Consider the following 25,772-nt stretch of genomic DNA (forward strand, 5'->3'; position numbering starts at 1 on the left):
AACAGGATCCGCGAACACTAGGGCCTGTTGCCGCTCCCCACCAAGCGTTTTCTCCACGCGGCCTTCACGCCCCGAACGTCGCCCTACGACAACCGGCCGTCTTTCATTCAACCTCCGGTGGCTCCCTTCGCTACGCCGGGCGACGGGACCCGCGAAATCTTCGTCGCCCAGCGATGACGACCGAAGCTAGGGTCTGGAAGCTCCTGGACGACAAGCTGCGCAAGCACGGCCTGCACTTCGGCGAAGGCAGCGAGGAACCTGACTGAACGGTCAGCCGCATAGCGTTTCGCCACCTTGATCGGTGGTGCGCCATTTACTGTCCATGCTGCGACGCCTCGCCACGGCGCCGCTCGTCGGCTTGACCGAGATCACCCTGCGCCAGAATGGTGCGCGCCCAATGGAATCGTACAACCGATTCCGGAGGGCATCATGGAACGACAAACGACGCGCAAGCTTCGCCTGGGCGCGCTCACCGCACTGGTCATCGGCTCGATGGTCGGCGGCGGCATCTTCTCACTGCCACAGAACATGGCGGCCAGCGCCGGCGCCGGCGCGGTGCTGATCGGCTGGGCGATCACCGCGGTCGGCATGCTGACCCTGGCGCTGGTGTTCCAGAACCTGGCGGTACGCAAGCCGGACCTGGATACCGGGGTCTACGCCTATGCCAAGGCCGGTTTCGGCGACTACATGGGTTTCTCGTCCGCCTGGGGCTACTGGATCAGTGCCTGGATCGGCAACGTCAGCTACTTCGTGCTGCTGTTCGCCACGCTCGGTTACTTCTTCCCGGCCTTCGGCGAAGGCAACACGCCGGCCTCGATCATCGGTGCCTCGCTGCTGCTCTGGGGCGTGCACTTCCTGGTACTGCGCGGGATTCACGAGGCGGCGCTGGTCAACCTGATCACCACCGTGGCGAAGATCGTCCCGCTGCTGATCTTCATCGTCATCACCGCCCTGGCCTTCAACGTCGACCTGTTCACCGCGGATTTCTGGGGTAAAGGCACTCCGGAGCTGGGCAGCGTGCTGAACCAGGTGCGCGGAATGATGCTGGTCACCGTCTGGGTGTTCATCGGCATCGAGGGCGCCAGCATCTATTCGGCGCGCGCCGAACACCGCAGCGAGGTGGCCAAGGCCACCGCGATCGGTTTCTACAGCGTGCTCCTGCTGCTGGTGCTGGTGAATGTCCTGTCCATGGGTGTGCTCGGTCAGGCCGAGCTGGCGGCGCTGAAGAATCCGTCGATGGCGGGCGTGCTGGAACATGTGGTCGGCCACTGGGGCGCGCTGCTGATCAGCGTCGGGCTGGTGGTCTCGCTGACCGGTGCGCTGCTGTCCTGGACGCTGCTCTGCGCGGAGATTCTCTTCGCCGGCGCACGCGACCACACCATGCCGAACTTCCTCAAGAAGGAGAACGCCAACGGCGTCCCGGCGAATGCGCTGTGGCTGTCCAACGGGCTGATCCAGCTGTTCCTGATCATCACCCTGTTCAACTCGGCGACCTACCTGAACCTGCTCTACCTCGCCACCTCGATGATCCTGGTGCCGTACTTCTGGTCGGCCGCCTACGCCGCGCTGCTCGCAGTGCGCGGGGAAACCTACGAGCAGGCCGCCGGCGCGCGCCGGCGCGACCTGGCGATCGGCGCGGTGGCGGTGCTCTACGCGGTCTGGCTGCTCTATGCCGGCGGCCTCAAGTACGTGCTGCTGTCGGCCCTGCTCTACGCACCCGGCGCGCTGTTCTTCGCCAAAGCCAAGCGCGAACAGGGCCAGCCAGTTTTCACCGGCGTGGAGAAAATCATCCTCGCGGCGGTGCTGGTCGGCGCGGCCATCGCCGCCTACGGCCTCTACGACGGCTTCCTCAGCCTCTGATCCAGCGGGTTCAAGGAGAACCACCATGTCCACCCCCACAGAAAAACTCGGCGTGCACTCCGAAGCCGGAAAACTGCGCAAAGTGATGGTCTGCGCCCCCGGCCTCGCGCACCTGAGGCTCACGCCGGACAACGCCGACGAGCTGCTCTTCGACGACGTCATCTGGGTCAGCCAGGCCAAGCGCGACCACTTCGACTTCATCACCAAGATGCGCGAACGCGACGTCGAGGTGCTGGAGATGCACAACCTGCTCGCCGAGACGGTGAAGAACCCTCAGGCGCTGAAATGGATTCTCGACCACAAGCTCTCCGTCGACCTGGTCGGCGTCGGCCTGCAGGACGAACTGCGCAGTTGGCTCGAAGGCCTGGAGCCGCGCACGCTGGCCGAATTCCTCATCGGCGGGGTATCCGCCGCCGACCTGCAGGGTAGCCACGGCGGCGAGATGATCCGTCTGTTCCGCGACTACCTCGGCCACAGCAGCTTCCTTCTGCCGCCGCTGCCCAACACCGTATTCACCCGCGACACCACCTGCTGGATCTACGGCGGCGTCACCCTCAACCCGATGTACTGGCCGGCGCGCCGCCAGGAAACCCTGCTCGCCGCGGCGATCTATCGCTTCCATCCGGAATTCGCCGGCGCCGACTTCCAGGTCTGGTATGGCGACCCCGAAGTCGACCACGGCCAGGCCACTCTGGAAGGCGGCGACGTGATGCCGATCGGCAATGGCGTGGTACTGATAGGCATGGGCGAACGCAGCTCGCGCCAGGCCATCGGCCAGCTCGCGCAGTCGCTGTTCCGCAAGGGCGCCGCCGAGCGGGTGATCGTCGCCGGGCTGCCGAAGTCGCGCGCCTCGATGCACCTGGACACGGTGTTCAGCTTCTGCGACCGCGACCTGGTCACCGTCTTCCCCGCCGCGGTGAACGCCATCGTGCCGTTCAGCCTACGCCCCGACGAAAGCAAGCCCGGCGGCATCGACATCCGTCGCGAGGAGAAAGGCTTCGTCGAGGTGGTGGCCGGGGCCCTCGGCCTGCCGCAGCTGCGCACCATCGAAACCGGCGGCGACAGCTTCGAGGCCGAACGCGAACAGTGGGACGACGGCAACAACGTGGTCGCCCTGGAGCCCGGCGTGGTCATCGCCTACGACCGCAACACCTTCACAAACACCCGCCTGCGCAAGGCCGGGGTGGAAGTCATCACCATCGACGCCAGCGAGCTGGGTCGGGGCCGTGGCGGCGGCCACTGCATGACCTGCCCGATCGTCCGCGACCCCATCGACTACTGACACGACAGCGCGCGGCCCCGGCCGCGCGGCGGTCAAGACAAGGAACAACGACCATGGCCTTCAACACCCACAACCGCAACCTGCTCAGCCTGATGCACCACAGCGAGCGCGAACTCTGCTACCTGCTCGACCTGTCACGCGACCTCAAGCGCGCCAAGTACACCGGCACCGAACGCCAGCACCTCAAGGGCAAGAACATCGCGCTGATCTTCGAGAAGACCTCCACGCGCACCCGCTGCGCCTTCGAGGTGGCGGCCTACGACCAGGGCGCCAACGTCACCTACATCGACCCGAACTCCTCGCAGATCGGCCACAAGGAAAGCATGAAGGACACCGCCCGCGTGCTCGGGCGGATGTACGACGCCATCGAGTACCGCGGCTTCAAGCAGGCCATCGTCGAAGAACTGGCGAAGTATGCCGGCGTGCCGGTGTTCAACGGCCTGACCGACGAATACCACCCGACGCAGATGATCGCCGACGTGATGACCATGCGCGAACACAGCGACAAACCGATGCATTCGATCAGCTATGCCTATCTGGGCGACGCACGCTTCAACATGGGCAAGTCGCTGCTGCTGATCGGCGCCAAGCTTGGCATGGACGTGCGCATCGGCGCGCCCAAGGCGCTGTGGCCGAGCCAGGAACACATCGACGCCTGCCAGGCCTTCGCCGACGCCAGCGGCGCCACCCTGACGCTCACCGAGGACCCGCGCGCGGCAGTGAAAGGCGTCGACTTCATCCACACCGACGTCTGGGTCTCCATGGGCGAGCCGGTGGAAGCCTGGGCCGAGCGCATCGGCCAGTTGCTGCCGTATCAGGTCAACGCTGAGCTGATGAAAGCGGCGGGCAACCCGCGGGTGAGATTCATGCACTGCCTGCCGGCGTTCCACAATGCGGAAACCAAGGTCGGCCAGCAGATCGCCGCGCAGTATCCGCACCTTGCCAACGGCATCGAGGTGACCGAGGACGTCTTCGAGTCACCGGCCAACATCGCCTTCGAGCAGGCGGAAAACCGCATGCACACGATCAAGGCGATCCTGGTCTCGACCCTCGCCGAAATCTGACTACGAGCGCGGCGCCCGAACGGCCTGCCGCAGCGCCTGACAAGGAGTAACCCATGCGCATCGCCATCGCCCTGGGCGGCAACGCCCTGCTTCGTCGCGGCGAACCCCTGAGCGCGGAAAACCAGCGCGGCAACGTCCGCCTCGCCTGCACGCAGATCGCCAAGGTAGCGGCCGAAAACCAGTTGGTCATCGCCCACGGCAACGGCCCGCAGGTCGGCCTGCTGGCCCTGCAGGGCGCCGCCTACACAGGCGTCGCCAGCTACCCGCTGGACGTTCTCGGTGCCGAGACCGAGGGCATGATCGGCTACATGATCGAACAGGAGCTGGGCAACCTGCTGCCTCTGGAGGTGCCCTTCGCCACCCTGCTCACCCAGGTCGAGGTGGACGCCGCCGACCCGGCATTCGCCGCGCCGAGCAAGCCGATCGGACCGGTCTATTCGCGCGCGGAAGCCGAACGCCTGGCCGCCGAGAAAGGCTGGAGCATCGCCGCCGACGGCGAGCACTTCCGCCGCGTGGTCGCCAGCCCCAGACCCAAGCGGATCTTCGAGCTGCGCCCGCTGAGCTGGCTGCTGGAGAAAGGCTGCGTGGTGATCTGCGCCGGGGGCGGTGGCATCCCGGTGCGCTACGACGCCGAGGGCAAGCTCGAAGGGGTCGAGGCGGTGATCGACAAGGACCTCTGCTCGGCGCTGCTGGCCCGCCAGTTGGAGTGCGATCTGCTGGTGATCGCCACCGACGTCGACGGCGTCTACCTGAACTGGGGCACGCCCAACCAGCGCGCCATTGCCAGCGCACGCCCGGACGACCTCGACGCCCTGGACTTCGCCGCCGGCTCCATGGGGCCGAAGGTGCAGGCCGCCTGCGAGTTCGCCCGGCAGACCGGCAAGCCGGCGGTGATCGGCTCGCTGGCCGACATCGAAGCCATCGTCGCCGCAAGCGCGGGGACCCGCGTCGACCTTGGCGCAACCGCTCTCACCTACCGCTGACCTCCGTCACGGCGCGAAGGTAGACACTGACCGGCCTGGCCATGGTGAAAGTCGCCCTACGACAAACGGCCGTCTTTCATTCAACCTCAGGTGGCTCCCTTCGCTACGCCGGGCGACGGGACCCGCGAAATCTTCGTCGCCCAGCGAGGACGACCGAAGCCTCTCCCCGCGCAGTTGCGAGCGCGGGGAAGAACTGACGTCAGGCCGCCAGGGTCCCGGCAATCGCCTCGTTGAACGCCGGCAGATCGTCCGGAGTGCGCGAGGTGATCAACGTCCAGCCGTTGGCCGGGCAGCGCTTCACCGTCTCGTCCACCCACTTGGCCGCCTTCGCGTTGACCAGATCGGTACGCACGCTGGGATACGAGGTCAGCGTCTTGCCCTCGACCACACCGGCATCCACCAGTACCCAGGGACCATGGCAGATGGCGGCGACCGTCTTGCCCGCCGCGGCGAACTCGCGCACCAGGCGCTGGGCCTCCTGGTCCTGGCGCAGGGTGTCGGCATTGACCGTACCGCCGGGGATGACCAGGGCGTCGTAGTCGTCGGCCGAGAGTCCGGCCAGGCGAGTGTCGGAATGCACGATACGATCCTTGTCGGTATCGTGCAGCATGGTCTGCGCGTCACCGCCCTTGCAGGTCGCATAGGTCATGCTGGCGCCCAAGTCGCCCAGCACCTCAAGCGGTTTGAGCAATTCATCGCGCTCGATGCCGGTGTTGGCGGTGATGATCAGAATCTTCTTGCCTTGCAGTCGTTCGCTCATGATGGCTCCTGTGGTTAGCACCCGGAAACTGGGCTCTACGGATACCGAAACTCGCCCAAGGGGCGAAGTTCGCTCACCCCGACGGGCGTAGAAGGCCCACCGTCAAGGGGTCGCGGACGTTGGCGTAGAACACCTGGAGCAACGCCGCGAAAACCGGCTGGGCGGGGTCGGCAAGCTCGAACAGTGTCAGGCACGAACGCAGCTTGAGGTCATCGGGAGAACCGAGGATGTCGTCGATGGCTCGATCGGCGTGTGCCAGCAATGCCTCGCAGCAGGCCAGCAGACGTGGCCCGAGCAGCGGGTGGGCCAGATAGGCTCGGGCCTCGTCGAGATCGTTCAAGGCATAGCGCCGCGCCATTTCGCTGTGCCCGAGCCCGGCCAACTGGGGAAAGACGAACCACATCCAGTGGCTGCGCTTGCGTCCCGCCTGGAGTTCTGCGAGGGCCTGTGGATAGCTGGCGCGCTGCGCCTCGACGAAGCGCTCCAGCCCCTGTGGATCACTCACGCACCGCGCCCTTCGTGGCCCATCGGCGTGCTGTCGGGCAGCGCCTGGACATTGCTGAAGTCGGCGCTGTGAACCTCGGAATCGAGCGGCATGTGCGCATAACGTGCGCGCTGCTGGACCGCTTGCGGACGCGCCGGCTGCTCCTTGCTCAGCACCCGCTTGAGTTCGCAGCGACCGCTGCCGCCACGCGCCAGCAGCAGGCCGCCGAGCAAGGCGCCGGCCGCGCCAAGCAAGCCGCCATGGCGCAGGCCACTGCCGAGCAGCGCCAGTCCGCCGGCGAGCGAGGCGCCGCGTTCCCAACCCTGGACATTGCGTTTGGAAGGATCGAGCAAGGGTTTCATCATGCATCTCCTGTTCGGGGGTTCATGGCTGCTGACAGGCGTTGAGGTCGTGTCGTTCCGATCCGCCGAGCGGCGGTCGCCACCTGTAGAGGAGGCCCGACGATCTACTCTCACGCCCACTGAGCCGGGCCGCGAAGGTGTGCAGGGTGCGCTGTTCGCCGAATCGATGGGCATGCAGCACCGATAGCGTTCGCCAGACGCGCAAGTTCCCCGTTGTACCTGTGACCCGCACAGCCCTACGGGACGTCGACAAGAGACGCCAGTTGCCGCGCACATCGGCAAGCACACTCCCAGGACCAGACATGTTCGAGCACATTCAACCCTACGCCGGCGACCCCATCCTTTCACTGATGGAGACGTTCAAGGGCGACCCCCGCGCCGACAAGGTCAACCTCAGCATCGGCCTTTACTACGATGCCGAGGGACGTATCCCGACCCTCGCTTCGGTGGCCGAAGCCAAGCAGCGCCTGCTCGCACGCGGCACGCAGCCCTCGCTGTACCTGCCGATGGAAGGCCTGGCCAGCTACCGCACGCAGGTGCAGCGGCTGTTGTTCGGGGATGAGGCGGCGGTACTCGGCGAGGGCCGGGTGGCGACCATCCAGACCCTCGGCGGCTCCGGCGCGCTGAAGGTCGGCGCGGACTTCCTGCGCCGCTGGTTCCCCGAGGCGCAGGTGTGGGTCAGCAATCCGACCTGGGAGAACCACCACGCGCTGTTCGGCGGCGCCGGCTTCGAGGTCAACACCTATCCCTATTTCGACGCGGCCAGCGGCGGTGTCGACTTCGCCGGCCTGTGCCAGACACTGCGGGAGCTGCCGGCAGGCAGCGTGGTGCTGCTGCATCCCTGCTGCCACAACCCGACAGGTGCCGACCTCACCCCGGCGCAGTGGGACCAGGTCATCGCCGTGCTCGCCGAACGCCAGGCGATCCCCTTTTTGGACATCGCCTACCAGGGCTTCGGTGACGGCGTGCAGGAAGATGCCTACGCCATCCGCGCCATGGCCTCGGCCGGCCTCACCTTCCTGGTCAGCAACTCGTTCTCGAAGATCTTCTCGCTGTACGGCGAGCGCGTCGGCGGGCTGTCGGTGGTCTGTGAGGACGCACGAGCGGCCGAGCGGGTCCTCGGTCAGCTCAAGGCCACGGTGCGGCGCAACTACTCCAGCCCGCCGCAATATGGCGCGCTGCTGGTCAACGAAGTGCTTGGCGACGAAACACTGCGTAGCACCTGGCTGGACGAGGTGGAAAGCATGCGCCAGCGCATCCTGGCGATGCGTGGCCAACTGGCGGCACGACTGCGCGACGCCTACCCGGATGGTCGCCACGACTACCTGACGCAGCAGAAAGGCATGTTCAGCTATACCGGACTCAGCCGTGAGCAGGTCATCCAGTTGCGCGAGCAGAGCGGTATCTATCTGGTGGAAAGCGGGCGCATCTGCCTGGCCGGGCTCAACGAGGGTAACCTCGGGTTGGTCGCCAACGCCCTGTCACGCCTCGCCTGAGGCAACCCGTGCGGCCCGCTGACGGGCCGCACGGCTCTCACGACTCAGGGCTTGATCGCAGAGACGATCTTGCGGGTGTTGTACTTCATCAATGCCACGTAGCTGGGCACCGGTCCGTTGGCATCGGACAGCGACTCGGGGTACAGCTCTCCGCCCGGCTGAGCGCCGGTGGCGTCGGCGATCTGCTTGATCAGACGACCGTCGTTGGAGTTTTCCAGGAAATAGACCTTGATACCCTCGTGCTTGATCTCGTCGATCAGTTTGGCGACGTCGGCCGCCGAGGCCTCGGTTTCCGTGGACACCCCCAGCGGCGAGAGGAAGTCCACGCCGTACGCTTCACCGAAGTAGCCGAAGGCGTCATGGCTGGTGAGTACCTTACGTTGCGCGCGAGGCACCTCGGCGAGTTGCGTGCGAATGTCGGCATCCAGCGCCTTGAGCTGTGCAGCGTAGTTCGCCGCGTTCGCCGCAAAGGCCTTGGCATCGGCCGGATCGGCCTTGGCCAGGGCGGCCTCGATGTTCTTCACCCAGATCAGTACGTTGGGCACGCTGTTCCACACGTGCGGATCGACGACCGTCTTGCCATCTTCATCCATCGTATGGGTCGTGATGCCGGCGGAAACCATCACCGGCGCCTGCGTGCTGCCGGCCGCGCGCGCCAGGCGCTCGAACCAGTTTTCCAGGCCTTCGCCACTGATGAAGGTCACGGCAGCGCCCTGCACCGCGCGCACGTTGTCCGGGGAGGGTTCGAACTCGTGGGGATCGCCGTTGGGCGGCACCAGGTTGGTGACGTTCACATGCTCGCCACCGACATTCTTCACCACATCGCCCAGGACGCTGAAGCTGGTGACCACATTGATCGTCTGCGCCGCCGCCGGCCCGGAGACCGCGACACCCCAGGCCAAACCCGCCATTGCAAACAATGCACGCCAATTCTTCATGAAACGAGGCTCCCCTTGGTCAGCCAGTGAGATGGGCACGCCGATAGACGCGCCGCCATAAACCCTGCGGCCCCAACAACAGCGAGAGTCCGTAGAACGCGCTAGCCGTGAGGATGATGGTGGGCCCCGAGGCGAAGCCCAGATGGTAGGAAATCAACAGCCCGATGAGGCCCGACAGCGCCGCCGAGATCGCAGCCACGGCGAACATCCGCGGCAGGCTGCGCGCCCACAGCTGGGCGATGGCGGCGGGCAGCATCATCAGCCCCACGGCCATCAGGGTGCCTAGCGTCTGGAATCCAGCGACCAGATTGAGGACCACCAGCAACAGGAACAGCAGGTGGTAAAGCGGTCCACGCCCCCCCACCGCGCGCAGGAAGCCCGGATCGAAGCACTCCACCACCAACGGCCGATAGACCAGGGCAAGGGCCAGCAACGTCAGGCTGGTGATCCCGCCGATCAAGTACAGCGATGCGGCGTCGATCGCCAGGATGGTGCCGAACAGCACGTGCAGCAGATCGATGTTGGATCCACGCAGCGAGACGATGAGCACGCCGAGCGCCAGCGAAGTCAGGTAGAAGCTGGCAAAGCTCGCATCTTCGCGCAGCGACGTGCTGCGACTCACCAACCCGGCCAGCGCCGCTACGCTGATACCGGCGACCAGCCCGCCCAGCCCCATCGCCGGCAAGGACAGCCCGCCGGCGATCAGAAAGCCCACCGCAGCGCCGGGCAATACCGCATGGCTCAAGGCGTCGCCGACCAGACTCATGCGCCGCAGCATCAGCAGCACGCCGACCGGCCCGGCTCCCAACCCCAGCGCCAACGAAGCCACCAGGGCACGACGCATGAAGCCGTAATCCACGAACGGCGCGATCAGCAAGGCATACAGGCTCATGCTCGGCGACGCTCCGGATTGCAGACGCTCGCCTGCTCGTCCCAGTGCTCGGCCATCGCCCGCGCCCGCCGCAGGTTGTCGGCGCAAAGGACCTCGGCTGTCTCGCCCCAGGCGATGAGTTCGTGAGCCATCAGGAGGGTCGTGGGAAAATGTGCGCGCACCTGTTCGAAGTCGTGCAAAACGGCGATCACCGTCCGGCCGTCCGCATGCCAGCGCAGGATCACCTGCAGCAGATCGTGCATCGTGCGCGCATCGATGGCGGTGAACGGCTCGTCGAGCACGATGACCTTGGCGTCCTGCAACAACAGTCGGGCGAACAGCACGCGTTGGAACTGTCCCGCTGACAGCGCGCTGATGTGGCGCCGTTCGAAGCCCTCCAAGCCCACCTGACGCAAGGCTTCGTGGGCGCGCGCGACCTGTTGGCGACTGGCGCCGCCGAATGCGCCGATCTGGCGCCAGGCGCCCAGCAGCACCGTATCCGCCACACTGAGCGGGAACTGCCGTTCGATCTGCGCGGCCTGGGGTAGATAGCCGATATCCCGGCGAGACAGGCCACCCAGATCGATGCGCCCCTCCATGTCCGGGAACTCACCCATCAACCCGCGCAGCAGCGTCGACTTGCCGGCCCCGTTGGGCCCGGTGACCGCCGTCAGGCTGCCGCCGGCGAAGGTACCGCTCACATGGTGGACCGCCGGATGGCGGTCGTAGGCGATGGTCACGTCCTGTAGCTGGATGTCAGGCAGGCTCATGGCAGTGCCACCGCCCAGGCGATGGCTAACCAGAGCAGCGCCAGCACGGCCACGGCCAGCAGCAGACGCTGGGTGGCCGCGCGCGCCAACAGCGAGGGCGAGAAGTCTTCTACGCGTTTCATGGAACCGCTCGTGAAAATACAATATGTTACCTTATAACATATTGATAAGCCTCACGGCTCCTGCTTTCTACTCCACGCCCCCTTTGTGCCCTGCCCTGCCTCAGCGGCTAGGCCTTGAATCGTCCCACCAGCGCATGCAGCGTTTCGGAGAGTTGCGACAGTTCCTGCGAGTCCCGGTGCGCCGACTGCGATAGCTGCTCGACCAGCAACGCATCGTTGTGAATTTGCGCAATGTGCCGGTTGATGTCCTCAGCCACCTGGTGCTGTTCTTCCGCCGCGGTGGCGATCTGGGTGTTCTGGTCGCGAATGTTGTCCACGGACCCGCGGATACGCTCGAAGCTGCGACTGGCCATGGCAATGCGCTCCACGCTGCCGCGGGACATTTCCAGACTGCTCTGCATCTGCCGGGCGACCTCCTGGGTCCGTCGCGCCAACCCGCCCAGCAGGTTGTCAATCTCGCCGGTGGAATCCGCAGTGCGCCGGGCCAGCGCGCGCACCTCATCGGCGACCACGGCGAAGCCGCGCCCCTGATCTCCCGCCCGCGCCGCCTCGATGGCGGCGTTGAGCGCCAGCAGGTTGGTCTGCTCGGCGATCGAGCGAATGGTGTCGAGGATCGCGTTGATGTTCTGACTATCCTGCTCGAGGACCTGCAGCGCCTCTGCTGACTGCTGCAGGTTCTCGCTCAGGCGTGCAACGGCGCCGGTGGCGTCCTCGATCTGCACTTGGCCGGCATGCACTTCGCGCTGACCGTCGTCGGCGGAGCTCGCCGCTTCGCTGCAGGAGCGCGCCACCTCGTTGGCCGTGGCGACCATCTCGTTGAACGCGGTGGACACCAGCTCCACCGCACCCCGCTGGCGCTCCGCAACGTCAGTCATTTGCTGGGCTACGCCCGTGGCGCTTTCCGACGCGTGCCGCAGCGCCGTGGACGACTCGACGATGCGCTGCACCAGTTCCCGAATGCTGCCGAGGAACTGGTTGAACCAGCGTGCCAGCATGGCGGTCTCGTCATGCCCGTGCACCACCAGGCTGCGGGTGAGGTCGGCCTCGCCCTGGGCGATGCCTTCCAGCCCATCGGCCACACTCCGGATCGGATTGACGATGAGGCGTGCGAAGACCGCGCCAAGCAGGGCGAAGAGCACCGCCGCCACCAGCACGATCACCGCGACCTGCCAGGCCAACGCATTGGCGGCGGCCATCACTTCACTGCGCTCGATCAGACCGATGAAACGCCAACCCAGTGCGGGCGACGTCCAGACGTTGGCCATGTAGTCCTTGCCGTCGATCTGCACCTGCACCAAGCCCTGGGCATTGGCGAGCTTGGCGTAGTCTCCGCCCAGGTCGTTCAGCGACTTGAAGTTATGCTCGGCATCGCTCGGGTCGACCAACACGTTGCCACCGGCCTCCGCCAGCATCAGGTAACCGCTGTCGCCGAGCTTGATCCGTTTCACCAGATCGGTCAGTTGCTTGAGGGAAACGTCCAGCCCGACCACACCGGCCAGCTTGCCCTGGGCATCCTCGACCGTGCGCACGGTACCGATCAGCACCGCATCGTCGGGCGCCCAGTAATAGGCGGCCGTATGCACGACCTTGCCAGGATTGGCCAGCGCGGTCTTGTACCAGGGCCGCACGCGCGGATCGTAGCTCTTGAGCCCCGGATCACTGGGCCAAATCGCATAACCGCCGTCGACGCGGCCATAGGAGAGATAGGCCGTGGTCGGGTGAGCCTTGGCGAAGCGATCGAAGATCGCTTCCAACTCCTGGTTCGTCGCCGGCAGCGGCATGCTCGGCGCATCCGCCGCGCTGTAGTTCTTCAGGGTCGGAGCGGCAACCACCTGGGGCAGACTTCCCAGATACTCGACGTTCTCGCGAATTGCGCTGAAGAAGGTCGCCATGGCGTTGTCGATCTGACGAATCTCCCGTCCGCTGCCGTCGAGAAAGTCCGCCTCCGCCTGGACTCGCAGGTTGTAGATGACCAATGCCGCGACCAGCAATATCGGCACGCAGGCGATGGCGGCAAAGGCCCAGGTCAGCTTCTGCTTGATATTCATGGGATGCACTCTCGAGGATGAGACTTCACAGCGCCCGACAGGGCGCCCGAGGGGGGATTACGCAAGCTATCGACCGAACTCGAGCGTGCTTTAGCACCGGTCGTCATCCTCTTCGTCGAGCCGGTTATTCAGGCCCAGCGCTGCCCCCGCTGGCACCTGCAGCCGGGCCGGGCCCCGCTGACCTTCGAGCGAGGCAACGGCGCTCGCTCAGTGCGCCGCACTCCGCTCGACGGGGGTGGCGCAGACACGCTTGACCAGGCGGCCGATGGTCAGCCCCTGAACCAGGATCGAGAACAGCACCACCAGATAGGTCAGGTTGAGGATCAGGTTGCGCTCCTCGCCCCCCGGCAGGGACAGCGCCAGGGCCACCGAAATGCCTCCACGCAGACCACCCCAGGTGAGGATCGGCACCGTGCCGCGTGGCAGTTCGCGCCGCCAGAAACCCACCAGCAACATCGGCGGGCCGACGGTGATCAGGCGCGTGGCAAGGATCAGCAACGACAGGCACAGGGCGATCGCCGCATACAGCCAGTCGAACGGCAACAGCACCAGCTCCAGGCCGATCAGCACGAACAGCAGGGCATTGAGGATTTCGTCGATCAGTTCCCAAAAGGCATCGACGTTCTGCCGGGTCTTGTTCGACATCCCGAAGGCGCGACCGTGGTTGCCCATGATCAGGCCCGCCACCACCATCGCGATGGGACCGGAGACGTGCAGATGAGTAGCCAGGGTGTAGCCACCGATCACCAAGGCAAGGGTGATCAGGACCTCGATCTGGTACTGGTCGATGCTCTTCACCAGGCGGTAGGCGATCCAGCCCAGCACCAGGCCAAAGAGAATGCCGCCGCCGGCCTCTTCGACGAACAGCCAGAGTGCCTCGCCGACACTCGGCACCTCGCCCGCCTGGACCACGCTGAGCAGCACGCTGAACACCACCACCGCCACACCGTCGTTGAACAGTGACTCGCCGACGATGGTGGTCTCCAGCGCTTTGGGCGCACCGGCGGAACGCATGATGCCGAGCACCGCAATGGGATCGGTCGGCGAGATCAGCGCACCGAACACCAGGCAGTAGATCAGGTCGATCTGCAACCCGAACAGACGCAGCAACGCCCAGCTACCGAAGCCGATCAGCACGGTCGCGACCAAGACACCGCCCGTAGCCAACAGGCCGATGGCCCAGCGCCGCTCACGCAAATCCGCGAGATTGATGTGCAGTGCCCCCGCGAACAACAGGAAGGACAGCATCCCGTCCATCAGCAACTTGGAGAAGTCGATCTGCCCGAGCATCGACTCCACCCGCTGCTCCCAGCCAGGCAGCCCGGCCAACGTCAGCACGTGCAGCACCACCGAGCCACTCAGGGCGATGGCCATCACCCCGATGGTCGGTGGCAAATTCACGAAGCGGTAGTTGAGGTAGGCCAGCAGGGCCGTGAGGGTGATGAACAGGGCGGCCAGATCGAGCATGGGGTGTCCTAGTAGCGGAAGCTGTAACAGATCCTAACAGCCGTTACGCTACGGAGTTCCCATTTGCCACCTCGGCCTGCTTCATCCACCGCTGCCCAGCGGTCATGAGCCTGGCCGACGTCATCGTTCTGCCGCTGCCAGCGCCGCACGCCTTCGACGCCGCGAGACACTGGGGAGCCAGCATTGCAACCCGCGCATCCCCCGGCAGACCTACTGCGACATTTTAACGCGCGGCGTTAAGTGCTAGGATGCCGCCCCCCCGCGACGAGGCCTCGAACCCCAGGTTTCGACGTCTCAGCCAGGTGCCGTACCACTCTGCTCCTCGATCGGCGCTCGCCCCGCGATGCACCGATCGCCCACTCCAATAAAAAGCCCAGCGCGAAACAGCTCATCGGCCATGCACAGCATCGGCCCAGCTCCGCCTTGCCCGGCTTCCGGGCAACGACTTCGTGTGCCGGGTAAGCGCCAAACCCCATGGAGACAACGCCTGGCACCGGGGACGCTCGCTTTTTATTGGATGAAACGACTTGAAGAAAACGACCCAAACGCTAATCGCGATGATGATCTCGGCCGGTGCCTTGCAAACCGTCCAGGCCGAGGAAAGCAAGAAAGTCGATGTGCTGCTGATCGGCGGCGGCATCATGAGTGCCACCCTCGGCGTCTGGCTCAACGAGCTCGAACCCGACTGGAACCTGCAGATGGTCGAGCGTCTGGACGGCGTCGCCGAGGAGAGTTCCAACGGCTGGAACAACGCCGGCACCGGCCACTCCGCGCTGGCCGAGCTGAACTACACCCCGGAAGATGCCGACGGCAACGTCAACATCTCCAAGGCCATCGCCATCAACGAAGCCTTCCAGATCTCCCGTCAGTTCTGGGCCTGGCAGGTACGCCAGGGCGTGCTGAAGAACCCGCACAGCTTCATCAACTCCACCCCGCACATGAGCTTCGTCTGGGGTGACGACAACATCGAGTTCCTCAAGAAGCGCTACGCCGCACTGCAGAAGAGCCCGCTGTTCGCCGCCATGGAGTTCTCCGAGGACCACGCGCAGATCGCCCAGTGGGCCCCGCTGATGATGGAAGGCCGCGACCCCAGCCAGAAGCTGGCCGTGACCTGGTCTCCGCTGGGCACCGACGTGAACTTCGGCGAGATCACCCGCCAGTTCGTCGCCCACCTGCAGAGCCAGCCGAACTTCGACCTCAAGCTCTCCAGTGAGGTCGAGGACATCAGCCGCAACGCCGACGGTAGCTGGCACGTCAGCTACACCCACCTGAAGGACGACAGCAAGCACGCCACCGATGCCAAGTTCGTCTTCATCGGGGCCGGCGGTGGCGCCCTCAAGCTGCTGCAGAAATCGGGCATCCCCGAAGGCAACGAGTACGCCGGCTTCCCGGTGGGCGGTTCGTTCCTGGTGACCGAGAACGAGGACGTCGCCAAGCAGCACATGGCCAAGGCCTACGGTATCGCCGCCACCGGCGCGCCGCCGATGTCCGTGCCGCACCTGGACACCCGCGTAATCGACGGCAAGCGCCTGATCCTCTTCGGGCCCTTCGCCACCTTCTCCACCAAGTTCCTGAAGAACGGCTCCTACCTGGACCTGTTCAGCAGCATGACCACCCACAACGTCTGGCCGATGACCCGCGTGGGCATCGATCAGTACCCGCTGGTGGAATACCTCGCCGGCCAGCTGATGCAGTCCGACGACGACCGCTTCGCCGCCCTGCAGCAGTACTTCCCCCAGGCCAAGAAGGAAGACTGGCGTCTGTGGCAGGCCGGCCAGCGAGTTCAGATCATCAAGCGTGACGACGAAAAGGGTGGCGTGCTGAAGCTCGGCACCGAGGTCGTGGCCTCCGAAGATCGCAGCATCGCCGCGCTGCTCGGCGCCTCGCCGGGTGCCTCCACCGCCGCCCCGATCATGCTCAGCGTGCTGGAGAAGGTCTTCCAGGAGAAACTCGCCACGCCACAATGGCAGGCCAAGGTCCACGAGATCGTGCCCAGCTACGGCACCCAGCTCAACGACTCCGCCGCCGCCGTGCAGAAAGAGTGGAACTACACCGCCGACGTGCTGCAGCTACGCACCCCGCCGGTGCTGGACCCGAGCCAGTACGGCGAGCAGGCACCGGCCGCCGCGCCACTGCCGGGCAAGCCGGCGAACGACATGGCGCTCTAAGCACCCGTCGCCCGGCGTCTGAGCTGCGCCTGCACGCCGGGTACCAGAGAAGCCACGGGAGCGCCCCGTGGCTTTTCCAGGCTGGGCGATTGCCATGCCTTCGCCTGGCCCATGGCAGAGGGTTTTTGTACCATCCCTGCCTTCATCGAGCGGCGCTCCATCCCGCCGAACCGAACAATCCAGGAATCCCCATGACAGCCATCCGCTTGCGCGCCGAAATCCTGGCGGGCCTGACCACGTCCTTCGCCCTGGTCCCCGAATGCATCGCCTTCGCCCTGGTCGCCCAGCTCAATCCACTGATGGGCCTCTATGGCGCGTTCATCATCTGCACGCTGACCGCCCTGTTCGGTGGTCGTCCGGGGATGATCTCCGGTGCCGCCGGTTCCATGGCAGTGGTCATCGTCGCCCTGGTGGTGCAGCACGGCGCGCAGTATCTGCTCGCCACCGTACTGCTCAGCGGACTGATGATGATCGCCTTTGGCGTACTGCGCCTGGGCAAGCTGATCCGCATGGTGCCGCACTCGGTGATGCTCGGCTTCGTCAACGGCCTGGCCATCGTCATCGCCATCGCCCAGCTGGAGCATTTCCAGGATGACGGCCAATGGCTGAGCGGTAACGCCCTGTACATCATGATCGGCCTGGTGGCTCTGACCATGGCGATTACCTACGGCCTGCCGCGCCTGACCCGCGCAGCGCCCCCGGCGCTGGTGGCCATCCTCGGCGTCGGCCTGCTGACCTGGGGCCTGGGCATACCCACGCGTACCCTCTCCGACCTCTCCAGCATCGCCGGCGCCCTGCCAACCCTGGCCCTGCCGGAGATTCCCTGGAACCTGGAAACCCTGCAGGTCATCTTCCCCTACGCGCTGGTCATGGCGATGGTCGGCCTGCTGGAAACCCTGCTAACGCTGAACCTCACCGACGAGATCACCGAAACCCGCGGGCAGACCAACCGCGAGTGCGTGGCGCTGGGCGCGGCGAACATGGTCTCCGGCCTGTTCGGCGGCATGGGCGGTTGCGCGATGATCGGCCAGACGGTGATCAACCTCAGTTCCGGTGGCCGCGGCCGCCTCTCCGGGGTGGTCGCCGGGGGGATGATCCTCGCCTACATCCTCTACCTCTCGCCGCTGATCGAGCAGATCCCGCTGGCGGCACTGGTCGGCGTGATGTTCGTGGTCGCCCAGCAGACCTTCGCCTGGGCGTCGCTACGGGTGCTGCACAAGGTGCCGCGCAACGACATGCTGATGATCGTCGCGGTGACCCTGATCACCGTGTTCACCGATCTCGCCGTGGCCGTGGCCTCCGGCATCGTCATCGCCGCCCTGAACTTCGCCTGGCAGCACGCGCGCGACCTCTATGCCGACAGCCACCAGGAGGCCGACGGCAGCAAGCTCTACCGCGTCCACGGCACGCTGTTCTTCGCCTCCAGCACGGTGTTCCTGAACCAGTTCGATATCGCCGGCGATCCCGAGCACGTCACCCTCGACTGCCAGCATCTGAGCTTCATGGACTACTCGGCCATCGCCGCCCTGAAGACCCTGCGTGAGCGCTACGAGAAAGCCGACAAGCACCTGCGCGTGGTGCACCTGTCCGAGCGTTGCCGCCAACTCCTGCGCCGCGCCGGCGAGCACGGTTAAGCCCCTGTGCCGGGCCGACGTACCCACCCAAGGGTGCGTCGATGCCACGCGAACCGAGGCGATCGACCGCCTTGCGCGACACCGCCGGCGTTGGCTAACGTGCGTGCCAATCCCGTCTCGCACGGTCGAATGGAATCGCACGCTCTCCAGCCCTCGCTGGAGCTGCAAGGAGCCCCGGATGGCGCGCCGCAAGGACAACCTCCTAGAAGATCTCTTCCTCATCGCCAGTCGTCTGCCCTGGTGGCTGTCGCTCTTGATCGCCGTGGCCAGCGGGTACGCCCTGCATGGCTACGCCAGCAGCCCGCTGCCCGTGGTCAGCACCTTGCAGCAGGCCAACGATCAGCTTCTGCGTACGCTCCTGCATGGCCTGGCCAGCGTCGCGCAGTACGCCGTACCGGCGATCTTCGCCTTTGGCGCTGTCGCCTCGCTCCGTGGCCGGGCCAGGCGCAAGCGCCTGCACCGCGACGTCGCCCACGCCCGCCAGAGCGGACGCACCCTGCAGAACATCTCCTGGCGGGAGTTCGAGGCGCTGGTGGGCGAGCACTTCCGTCGCCAGGGCTTCAGCGTCAGCGAAAGCGGCGGCAACGGCCCCGACGGAGGCGTCGACCTGCGCCTGCGCAGGAACGCCGAAACCTACCTGGTGCAGTGCAAGCAATGGCGCGCCTTCAAGGTCGGCGTCCCGGTCATTCGCGAATTCCTCGGCACCCTGGTCGCCGAAGGCGCCAGCGGTGGCTACGTGGTCTGCGCGGGAAGCTTCACCGCCGACGCCAAGCGCTTCGCCGCCGGCCGCAACATCCAACTGATCGAAGGCCCCGAGTTGCAACGCTGGATCGTCGCCAACGGACGCCGCCCGAGCACGCCGATCGAACCCGAGCCGAAGAGACCTGACGTCACGCCCGCCTCCGAGCCGAGCTGCCCACTCTGCCAATCGCCCATGCTGCGCCGCATCGCCAAGCGCGGACCGAACGCGGGCCAGGCGTTCTGGGGCTGCTCGAGCTGGCCGGAGTGCAAGGGGACGCGGTGAACGGCGAACATCGATTCGGACAGCCCTCTAGGACCTGACTCGCCCCTGCTCCGCCCATAGCGTTTCCCTGATGAGACTGGCCAGCAAACTCACCTGCTCGCTGGGCTGTGCCTCGGTCTGATGCAGCGCCAGGTCGATGTTCGGCAACGTCGGCAGACCGAACTGTTCCGGCACGAACGCCTCGATACCCGGAGGTAGGCTCAACGCCGTGCGCACGGTGATGCCGATCCGAGCGCGGGCAGCCGCCCACAAACCACCCAGATTGCTGCTGGAATACGCGATACGCCAGGAGATGCCCATCCGATCCAGCGCCGCACAGGGTTCGGCACGGAAGCGACAGGGGGCTTCGAAACACAGCAACGGCAACGGTGTGCCCTCGCTCTCACGCCACTGGATCAACGTCTCACGCGTGCCGATCCAGCGCATCGGCACGCTAGCCAGATGCTGACGCCCCGGCGTATCCGGCTCACCGCCCCAAACCAGCGCAAGATCCAGGCTACCGTTGGCGATCCCCTCGAGCAGTTCACGGTTGCGCGCGACACGGGTCTCGATACGCACCTGCGGGTGAGCACGGGCGAAACGGCCCAGCACCTCGGGCAGGAGGATCTCGCCGAACTCCTCCTGCAATCCCAGGCGCACCCCGCCACTGAGCAAACCACCGCGCAGGGCACTGGAGGCTTCGTCGTTCAGCGCCAGCAGACGCCGGGCATAGGCCAACAGGATTTCACCGCTTTCGGTCAACGCCAGGCCGCGACCGACCCGCCGGACCAAGGCCGTCTCGGCCTGGGCCTCCAGCTTGCGCAACTGCGCGCTCGTCGCCGACGTCGAGCGCCCCAAACGCTCCGCGGCACGGGTGAAGCTGCCCAGCTCGACCCCGGCGACGAAGGTGCGCAGTGCATCCATGTCGAAATTGATCAATCGCATGACGTTCCCGATATATGGAAAAATTGCTTTTGAATTATCCAATATTCGGGAAGGATTCTCCCTCGCATACTCGCCGCCATCAAGCCAGAGGCGCACCGCCTCGGCCCATGACGCGAGCATGACCATGGAAAGCCTCTGCAACACCCCCCTCCCGAGGAGTGACCAGCGCTGCCTGGCGCACCGCTGGAAAGTCCTGAGCGCCGGCTTCGTCGCCAACGCGTCGCTGCTCGCCGCCAGTGCCGGTCTTCCCGCCACGGCGTCGACGATGGCTGGCGACTATGGATTCGCGCATACCGAACTGGCTTGGGTCTTCGGTAGCATCGGCCTGGGCCTGGCCATCAGCGAGCTGCCCTGGGGCCTGCTGACCGATCGCTGGGGCGATCGCTCGGTACTGCTGGTCGGCCTGACCTGTACCTGCCTGGCGCTCTTCGGCCTCGCACTCGCGGGCATGCCGGGAGAACAGGCACTACCGCGCCTGTGTGCCGGACTGGTGATCGCGGGCCTGGCAGGAGGCAGTGTGAACGCCGCCAGCGGCCGCGCGGTGATGGGCTGGTTCGCCCCCGAGGAACGCGGATTGGCCATGAGCATCCGGCAGACTGCCGTGCCATTCGGCGGCTTGCTGGGCGCCCTGATCCTGCCCACCCTGGCCGAGCATCTGGGTTTTCGTGCGGTGTTCAGCACCCTCGCCGGCTTTTGCAGTATCGCCGGCTACCTGACGTGGCGCTGGCTGCACCAGCCACCCGCCCAGACAGCGGCCGCAACCCGGCAGCAGGCGCAGAAACCGGCCTGGCGCGAGCCGCAGCTCTGGCGTTTGGCCTTCGGCATCGGTTTGCTTTGCATGCCCCAGTTCATCATCCTGACCTTCGGCGCGATCTTCATCATCGAGCAGCTCGGCGGCAGTCTGCTCGCCGTGAGCCTGGGGCTCGCCACCCTGCAACTCGGCGCCGCTGCAGCGCGCATCTTCAGCGGTCACTGGACCGACCGCCGCGGCAATCGCCAACAGTACCTGCGAGGTTGCATCGCCGCCGCCGCGTGCGCCTACCTGCTCCTGGGCCTGACGACTTACCTGCTTCAGCATGGCCAGTTGGGCACGCCACTCGTATTCGGCCTACTGCTCGCCTGCGGCGTGCTGATCAGCGCCTGGCATGGCGTCGCCTATACCGAACTGGCCAGTCGGGCCGGCGTGACACGCACGGGAACCGTGCTGGGCATGGCCAATACTTTGGTGTTCCTGGGCATGTTCGCGACACCCGCGCTGGTGGCTTACGGTCTGGAGTTAGGGGACTGGCCGCTGCTCTGGGCGGCAGCGGCCCTGGTCAGCCTGGCGGCCTGGCCGCTCCTGCGGATCAGGAGCGCGTGAGAAGCACTCGGAGGCCGCGGTCGCCGAAGCAGCCACTGACCATGGATACCTGCTGAGCGCGCCAATGAGTCAGGCGTCCACCGTGCTCCAATGCTTGCTCAGGCGCTTGTCCGAAACCGGCATTCGGGTGCCCAGTTGCTGGGCCCAGAGCGAGACGCGGTACTCCTCCAGCATCCAGCGATAGAGCACCAGGTTCGGGTCGCGCTTGCCTTCCTGGGCATGCTTGGCGGCACGCGCTTCGTACTGTTCCCAGTAGCCGGCCAGTTCGCCGGACCAGACGCGGTCGCGCTGCAGTTGCGCACCGATCTTCTCGAAGCGCTGCTCCACCGCCTTGAGGTAGCGCGGGTATTCGCGCAGCCATTCGCCGGGGGTCTCGCGGACGAAGCCGGGGTAGACCAGCCGCCCCAGTTGCGCCTTGATGTCGTTCAGCGCCACCGCCTGGGCGAGGTCGATCTTGCCCTTGAAGCGCTTCTGCAGGCCGTGCCAGTGCTTGAGGATTTCCAGCACCAGGCGCGCCAGGCGCTCGGCGGCGGGCGTCCATTCGGCCTTCTTGCGCTCGGCCAGCGAGGCCAGCGCGGCGCCGTCGCGGGGCAGCGGGTCTTCACCGTCGAGAATCGCCTGGTCGAGGCTGGCCAGGAGGATATCCTCGACCAGCGCGTCCGGCTTGCCCAGGTCGCGGTAGAGCAAACTCATCTCGGTGAAGCCCGGCAGCTTGCCGCGCAGGAACTTGGCCTGTTCGGCGAGTTGCTGCAACAGCAGCCGCCGCAGGGCGCGTCGATGCTGGAAGGCGGCTTCGGCCAGGGTCGGGAAGCGCCCTTCCTTGACCACCCCGCCTTCTTCCACCAGTGCTGGGTAGACGGTCATCGACAGTCCGGCGATCTTCTGCTGGGCGCTTTCGGCGACGCTGGCGAAGGCCTTGGCCTCCACCGGTTTCTGCTCGGCCTTCTGTTGCGGCGCGGCAAGCGCCGCCTGGCTGGCCTCGGCGAAGCGCGCGGTGAGTTCGGCCAGATCACGGCCTTCGCCGAGGAACTTGCCGCGAGCGTCGACCACTTCGATGTTCATCTTCAGGTGCGCTTCGATCTGCATCGCCGCGTCGTCCCAGGCCTCATCCGGTACCCGGGCGCCGGTCATGCGTTGCAGCTCGCGGCCCAGCGCCAAGGGCAAGGCACCCTCGCCGAAGGTGAGCTTGGAAAGCGCCGCCTTGACGAAGTCCGGCACCGGCACGAAGTTCTTGCGGATGGCCTTGGGCAGGTTGCGCACCAGGGCGATGGCCTTGGCCTCCAAGAGGCCCGGCACCAACCAGTCGAGCCGCTCGTTGCGCAATTGCGGCAGCAGCGGCGCCGGCACGCGCAGGGTCACACCGTCGCGCGGATGGTTGGGCTCGAAGTGGTATTCCAGCGGCAGTTGCAGTTCGCCGATGCGCAGGCTGTCCGGGTACTGCCCGGCGGTGACTTCGCTGGCCTCGCGGGCGAGCACGTCTTCCTCGCGCATGATCAGCAGCTGCGGGTTCTTCTGGCTTTCGCGCTTGTACCAGTTGTCGAAGCTGGCGGCCTGGTAAATGTCCGCCGGAACATGGGCGTCGTAGTAGCCGAACAGGGTTTCCTCGTCGGCGAGGATGTCGCGACGGCGTGCCTTGGCCTCCAGTTCGTCGAGGCGTTCGAGCAGCTCGCGGTTGGCGGCCAGGCACTTGGCGCGGCTGTTGATCTCGCCGCGCACCAGGCCCTCGCGGATGAACAGTTCGCGGGAGGCGACCGGGTCCACCGGGCCGTAATGCACCGGCCGGCGGCCGACGATGATCAGCCCGTACAGGGTGATCTGCTCGTAGGCCACCACCTGGCCGCGCTTCTTCTCCCAATGCGGCTCGAAGTGGTTGGTCTTGACCAGGTGAGCGGCCAGCGGCTCGATCCATTCCGGCTCGATCTTGGCGACCATGCGGGCGAACAGCTTGGTGGTCTCCACCAGTTCGGCGGCCATGATCCAGTTGGGCTTCTTGCGCCCGATGACGCTCGACGGATGCACCCAGAAGCGCCGCTGGCGGGCGCCCTGGAAGTCGCCCTCCTCGGTCTTCTGGCCGATCTGGCTGAGCAACCCGGCGAGGATCGCCTTGTGTACCGCGGCGTAGCTCTTGGCCTGGATCGCCGCGTCGGACTGCTCGGCCTGTTGGCGGGCGATGGCATTGACGCGGGTGTCGGTGGTCGGCGCTGGGGCGCTGGCCGGGGCGGACTTGCCGCGGCGGCGGTTGCGCGAGCCTGAGGCCGGCGCGCTGGATGCGCCTTCGCCCTCGTCCAGCTTGCGGCTCGTCTCCAGTTTGAGATCGCGCAGGGTCAGCGACAGCTGGCGGTGCGCATCACGCCATTCGCGCAGGCGCATGTAGTTGAGGAAGTTCTTCTTGCACCAGTTGCGCAGCGGGTTGCTGCCCAGCGCCTGGCGCTGTTCCTCGAAGCCGCGCCAGAGGTTGATCAGCGCGGCGAAGTCCGAATCCGTGTCCTTCCACTGGGCGTGCGCCTGGTCGGCGGCCTGCTGGCGCTCCAGCGGGCGCTCGCGCGGGTCCTGCACGGACAGCGCGCTGACCACGATGAGCACCTCGGCCAGCGAGCCCTGGGTCGCCGCCTCCAACAGCATGCGGCCGAGGCGCGGGTCGATCGGCAGGCGCGCCAGTTGGCGGCCGATGGCGGTGATCTGGTTGTCGCGACCGACCGCGGAAAGCTCCTGCAGCAGGTTGAAGCCGTCGCTCACCGCCTTGCCGTCCGGCGGCTCGATGAACGGGAAGTCCTCGATGCTGCCCAGGCGCAGGTGCAACATCTGCAGGATCACCGCGGCGAGGTTGGTGCGCAGGATTTCCGGATCGGTGAATTCCGGCCGGCCGAGGAAGTCCTCCTCGCTGTACAGACGGATGCAGATGCCCGGCTCGACGCGCCCGCAGCGGCCCTTGCGCTGGTTGGCGCTGGCCTGGGAGACCGCCTCGATGGGCAGTCGCTGGACCTTGGCGCGGTAGCTGTAGCGGCTGATGCGCGCGGTGCCGGGGTCGATCACATAGCGGATGCCCGGAACGGTGAGGGAGGTTTCCGCGACGTTGGTGGCCAGCACGATCTTGCGCGCCGGGCGCGGCTGGAAGATCTTCTGCTGCTCGCCCGGGGTCAGCCGCGCATACAGCGGCAGCACCTCGACGAAGCGCAGGTTGGCCTTGCGCAGCGCCTCGGCGGCGTCGCGAATCTCCCGCTCGCCGGGGAGGAACACCAGCACGTCGCCCGGGCGCTTGGCCTCGGCGCGCTCGTGGGCCTCGATCTCCTCCAGCGCGGCGAGAATGCCCTGGTCGACCGAAAGGTCGTCCATCAGCGGCTCGCCCTCCTCGTCCACCTCGGCGGCCAGCGGCCGGTACCAGACGTCCACCGGATAGGTGCGCCCGGAGACTTCGACGATCGGCGCATCGTTGAAATGCTTGCTGAAGCGCTCCAGGTCGATGGTCGCCGAGGTGATGATCACCTTCAGGTCCGGGCGCCGCGGCAGCAGGGTCTTCAGGTAGCCGAGCAGGAAGTCGATGTTCAGCGAACGCTCGTGGGCCTCGTCGACGATGATCGTGTCGTACTTGTTGAGGAAGCGGTCGTGCTGGGTCTCGGCGAGCAGGATGCCGTCGGTCATCAGCTTGACCAGCGTGCCCTCGGCGCTGTGATCCTCGAAGCGCACCTGATAACCGACCAGCTCGCCCAGCGGCGTGCCGATTTCCTCGGCGACGCGGGTGGCGACGCTGCGCGCGGCAAGCCGGCGCGGCTGGGTGTGGCCGATCAGTCCGCGCGTACCGCGCCCCAGTTCCAGGCAGATCTTCGGCAACTGGGTGGTCTTGCCCGAACCGGTTTCACCGGCGATCACCAGCACCTGGTGCTTCTCCAGTGCGGCCTTGATCTCGTCGCGCCGGGCGGCGATCGGCAGCGCTTCGTCGTAACGGATCAGCGGAATGCTCGCGCGGCGCGCCTCGACCTTGGCGCAGGACGCGGCGAAACGCTCCAGCCACTGCGCCAGCCTGGCCTCGTCGGGCTGCTTGTCCAGCTCCAGCAGTTGCCGGCGCAGGCGGTGACGGTCGGCGGCCAGCGCCTGGTCGAGGTTGTTCAGCAAGGTCTTGAGGGAGGGAACTTGGCTCATGCGCGACTGCAGATACGG

The 25,772-nt window shown here is 66.2% G+C and carries 20 protein-coding genes and 1 pseudogene; 9 read left to right on the forward strand and 12 right to left on the reverse strand.

The window, feature by feature from the left end; translation table 11 throughout:
- Positions 1–429 precede the first annotated feature (429 nt).
- From arcD to arcC, 4 genes are read left to right on the forward strand one after another with little or no spacing between them, the layout of a single operon-like run.
- Positions 430–1,860 carry an arginine-ornithine antiporter gene (arcD, locus tag ACYRGX_RS19265; protein ID WP_473054037.1) on the forward strand — a complete coding sequence of 477 codons (1,431 nt, stop codon included), beginning with the start codon at positions 430–432 and terminating at the stop codon, positions 1,858–1,860.
- Between the two features lie 25 nt (positions 1,861–1,885).
- Entirely contained in the window at positions 1,886–3,142 is a 1,257-nt protein-coding gene (gene arcA / locus ACYRGX_RS19270; RefSeq protein ID WP_473054038.1) for an arginine deiminase, read from the forward strand.
- A gap of 53 nt (positions 3,143–3,195) precedes the next feature.
- A complete protein-coding gene (locus ACYRGX_RS19275; protein ID WP_473054039.1) occupies positions 3,196–4,206 on the forward strand; it encodes an ornithine carbamoyltransferase in 1,011 nt (336 codons plus the stop codon).
- A gap of 53 nt (positions 4,207–4,259) precedes the next feature.
- Complete coding sequence (gene arcC / locus ACYRGX_RS19280; protein WP_473054040.1) at positions 4,260–5,189, forward strand: carbamate kinase; 930 nt, start codon at positions 4,260–4,262, stop codon at positions 5,187–5,189.
- A gap of 199 nt (positions 5,190–5,388) precedes the next feature.
- Here arcC and ACYRGX_RS19285 read toward each other — a convergent pair whose 3' ends face one another.
- The 3 genes from ACYRGX_RS19285 to ACYRGX_RS19295 form a co-directional block, all read right to left on the reverse strand.
- Entirely contained in the window at positions 5,389–5,949 is a 561-nt protein-coding gene (locus ACYRGX_RS19285; protein WP_473054041.1) for a type 1 glutamine amidotransferase domain-containing protein, read from the reverse strand.
- 73 nt (positions 5,950–6,022) lie between these two features.
- Positions 6,023–6,454 carry a DUF1810 domain-containing protein gene (locus ACYRGX_RS19290; RefSeq protein WP_473054042.1) on the reverse strand — a complete coding sequence of 144 codons (432 nt, stop codon included), beginning with the start codon at positions 6,452–6,454 and terminating at the stop codon, positions 6,023–6,025.
- Positions 6,451–6,798 carry a hypothetical protein gene (locus tag ACYRGX_RS19295; protein WP_473054043.1) on the reverse strand — a complete coding sequence of 116 codons (348 nt, stop codon included), beginning with the start codon at positions 6,796–6,798 and terminating at the stop codon, positions 6,451–6,453. The genes ACYRGX_RS19290 and ACYRGX_RS19295 overlap by 4 nt, the downstream gene beginning before the upstream one ends.
- 299 nt (positions 6,799–7,097) lie before the next feature.
- Here ACYRGX_RS19295 and ACYRGX_RS19300 point away from each other — a divergent pair, with 299 nt between their 5' ends.
- Positions 7,098–8,291, forward strand: coding sequence for an amino acid aminotransferase (locus tag ACYRGX_RS19300; protein WP_473054044.1), 1,194 nt, complete (start codon positions 7,098–7,100; stop codon positions 8,289–8,291).
- A 44-nt stretch (positions 8,292–8,335) separates the two neighbouring features.
- Here the strand turns inward: ACYRGX_RS19300 and ACYRGX_RS19305 are convergent, their stop codons facing one another.
- The 7 genes and pseudogenes from ACYRGX_RS19305 to ACYRGX_RS19335 all read right to left on the reverse strand — a co-directional run bounded on the left by ACYRGX_RS19305 (position 8,336) and on the right by ACYRGX_RS19335 (position 14,507).
- The gene (locus ACYRGX_RS19305; protein ID WP_473054045.1) at positions 8,336–9,229 is read right to left on the reverse strand and encodes a metal ABC transporter solute-binding protein, Zn/Mn family; all 894 of its coding nucleotides are present in this window, start codon (positions 9,227–9,229) and stop codon (positions 8,336–8,338) included.
- Between the two features lie 19 nt (positions 9,230–9,248).
- Positions 9,249–10,121, reverse strand: a complete 873-nt coding sequence (locus ACYRGX_RS19310; RefSeq protein ID WP_473054046.1) for a metal ABC transporter permease — start codon at positions 10,119–10,121, stop codon at positions 9,249–9,251.
- On the reverse strand, positions 10,118–10,870 hold the full coding sequence (locus tag ACYRGX_RS19315) for a metal ABC transporter ATP-binding protein (RefSeq protein ID WP_473054047.1): 753 nt from the start codon (positions 10,868–10,870) through the stop codon (positions 10,118–10,120). The genes ACYRGX_RS19310 and ACYRGX_RS19315 overlap by 4 nt, the downstream gene beginning before the upstream one ends.
- Positions 10,867–10,992 (reverse strand): hypothetical protein, encoded by a 126-nt coding sequence (locus ACYRGX_RS19320; protein WP_473054048.1) that lies wholly within the window; start codon positions 10,990–10,992, stop codon positions 10,867–10,869. The genes ACYRGX_RS19315 and ACYRGX_RS19320 overlap by 4 nt, the downstream gene beginning before the upstream one ends.
- A gap of 107 nt (positions 10,993–11,099) precedes the next feature.
- On the reverse strand, positions 11,100–11,987 hold the full coding sequence (locus ACYRGX_RS19325) for a methyl-accepting chemotaxis protein (RefSeq protein WP_473056730.1): 888 nt from the start codon (positions 11,985–11,987) through the stop codon (positions 11,100–11,102).
- Positions 11,988–12,002: 15 nt separating this feature from the next.
- A pseudogene (locus ACYRGX_RS19330) lies at positions 12,003–13,040 on the reverse strand (cache domain-containing protein); the annotation flags it as partial.
- Positions 13,041–13,247: 207 nt separating this feature from the next.
- Positions 13,248–14,507 (reverse strand): cation:proton antiporter, encoded by a 1,260-nt coding sequence (locus tag ACYRGX_RS19335; protein WP_473054049.1) that lies wholly within the window; start codon positions 14,505–14,507, stop codon positions 13,248–13,250.
- Positions 14,508–15,034: 527 nt separating this feature from the next.
- Here ACYRGX_RS19335 and mqo point away from each other — a divergent pair.
- The 3 genes from mqo to ACYRGX_RS19350 all read left to right on the forward strand — a co-directional run bounded on the left by mqo (position 15,035) and on the right by ACYRGX_RS19350 (position 19,333).
- The gene (gene mqo / locus ACYRGX_RS19340) at positions 15,035–16,675 is read left to right on the forward strand and encodes a malate dehydrogenase (quinone) (protein ID WP_473054050.1); all 1,641 of its coding nucleotides are present in this window, start codon (positions 15,035–15,037) and stop codon (positions 16,673–16,675) included.
- Positions 16,676–16,866: 191 nt separating this feature from the next.
- Positions 16,867–18,309 carry a SulP family inorganic anion transporter gene (locus ACYRGX_RS19345; RefSeq protein ID WP_473054051.1) on the forward strand — a complete coding sequence of 481 codons (1,443 nt, stop codon included), beginning with the start codon at positions 16,867–16,869 and terminating at the stop codon, positions 18,307–18,309.
- A 178-nt stretch (positions 18,310–18,487) separates the two neighbouring features.
- Positions 18,488–19,333 carry a restriction endonuclease gene (locus tag ACYRGX_RS19350; protein WP_473054052.1) on the forward strand — a complete coding sequence of 282 codons (846 nt, stop codon included), beginning with the start codon at positions 18,488–18,490 and terminating at the stop codon, positions 19,331–19,333.
- A gap of 27 nt (positions 19,334–19,360) precedes the next feature.
- Here the strand turns inward: ACYRGX_RS19350 and ACYRGX_RS19355 are convergent, their stop codons facing one another.
- Positions 19,361–20,257 carry a LysR substrate-binding domain-containing protein gene (locus ACYRGX_RS19355; protein ID WP_473054053.1) on the reverse strand — a complete coding sequence of 299 codons (897 nt, stop codon included), beginning with the start codon at positions 20,255–20,257 and terminating at the stop codon, positions 19,361–19,363.
- A gap of 118 nt (positions 20,258–20,375) precedes the next feature.
- On the opposite strand from ACYRGX_RS19355, the gene ACYRGX_RS19360 reads away from it, so the two are divergent.
- Positions 20,376–21,617 carry an MFS transporter gene (locus ACYRGX_RS19360; RefSeq protein WP_473054054.1) on the forward strand — a complete coding sequence of 414 codons (1,242 nt, stop codon included), beginning with the start codon at positions 20,376–20,378 and terminating at the stop codon, positions 21,615–21,617.
- Between the two features lie 69 nt (positions 21,618–21,686).
- Here ACYRGX_RS19360 and hrpA read toward each other — a convergent pair whose 3' ends face one another.
- Positions 21,687–25,754, reverse strand: coding sequence for an ATP-dependent RNA helicase HrpA (gene hrpA / locus ACYRGX_RS19365; RefSeq protein ID WP_473054055.1), 4,068 nt, complete (start codon positions 25,752–25,754; stop codon positions 21,687–21,689).
- Positions 25,755–25,772 lie beyond the last annotated feature (18 nt).

This window comes from Pseudomonas sp. R4-15, from assembly GCF_055768815.1.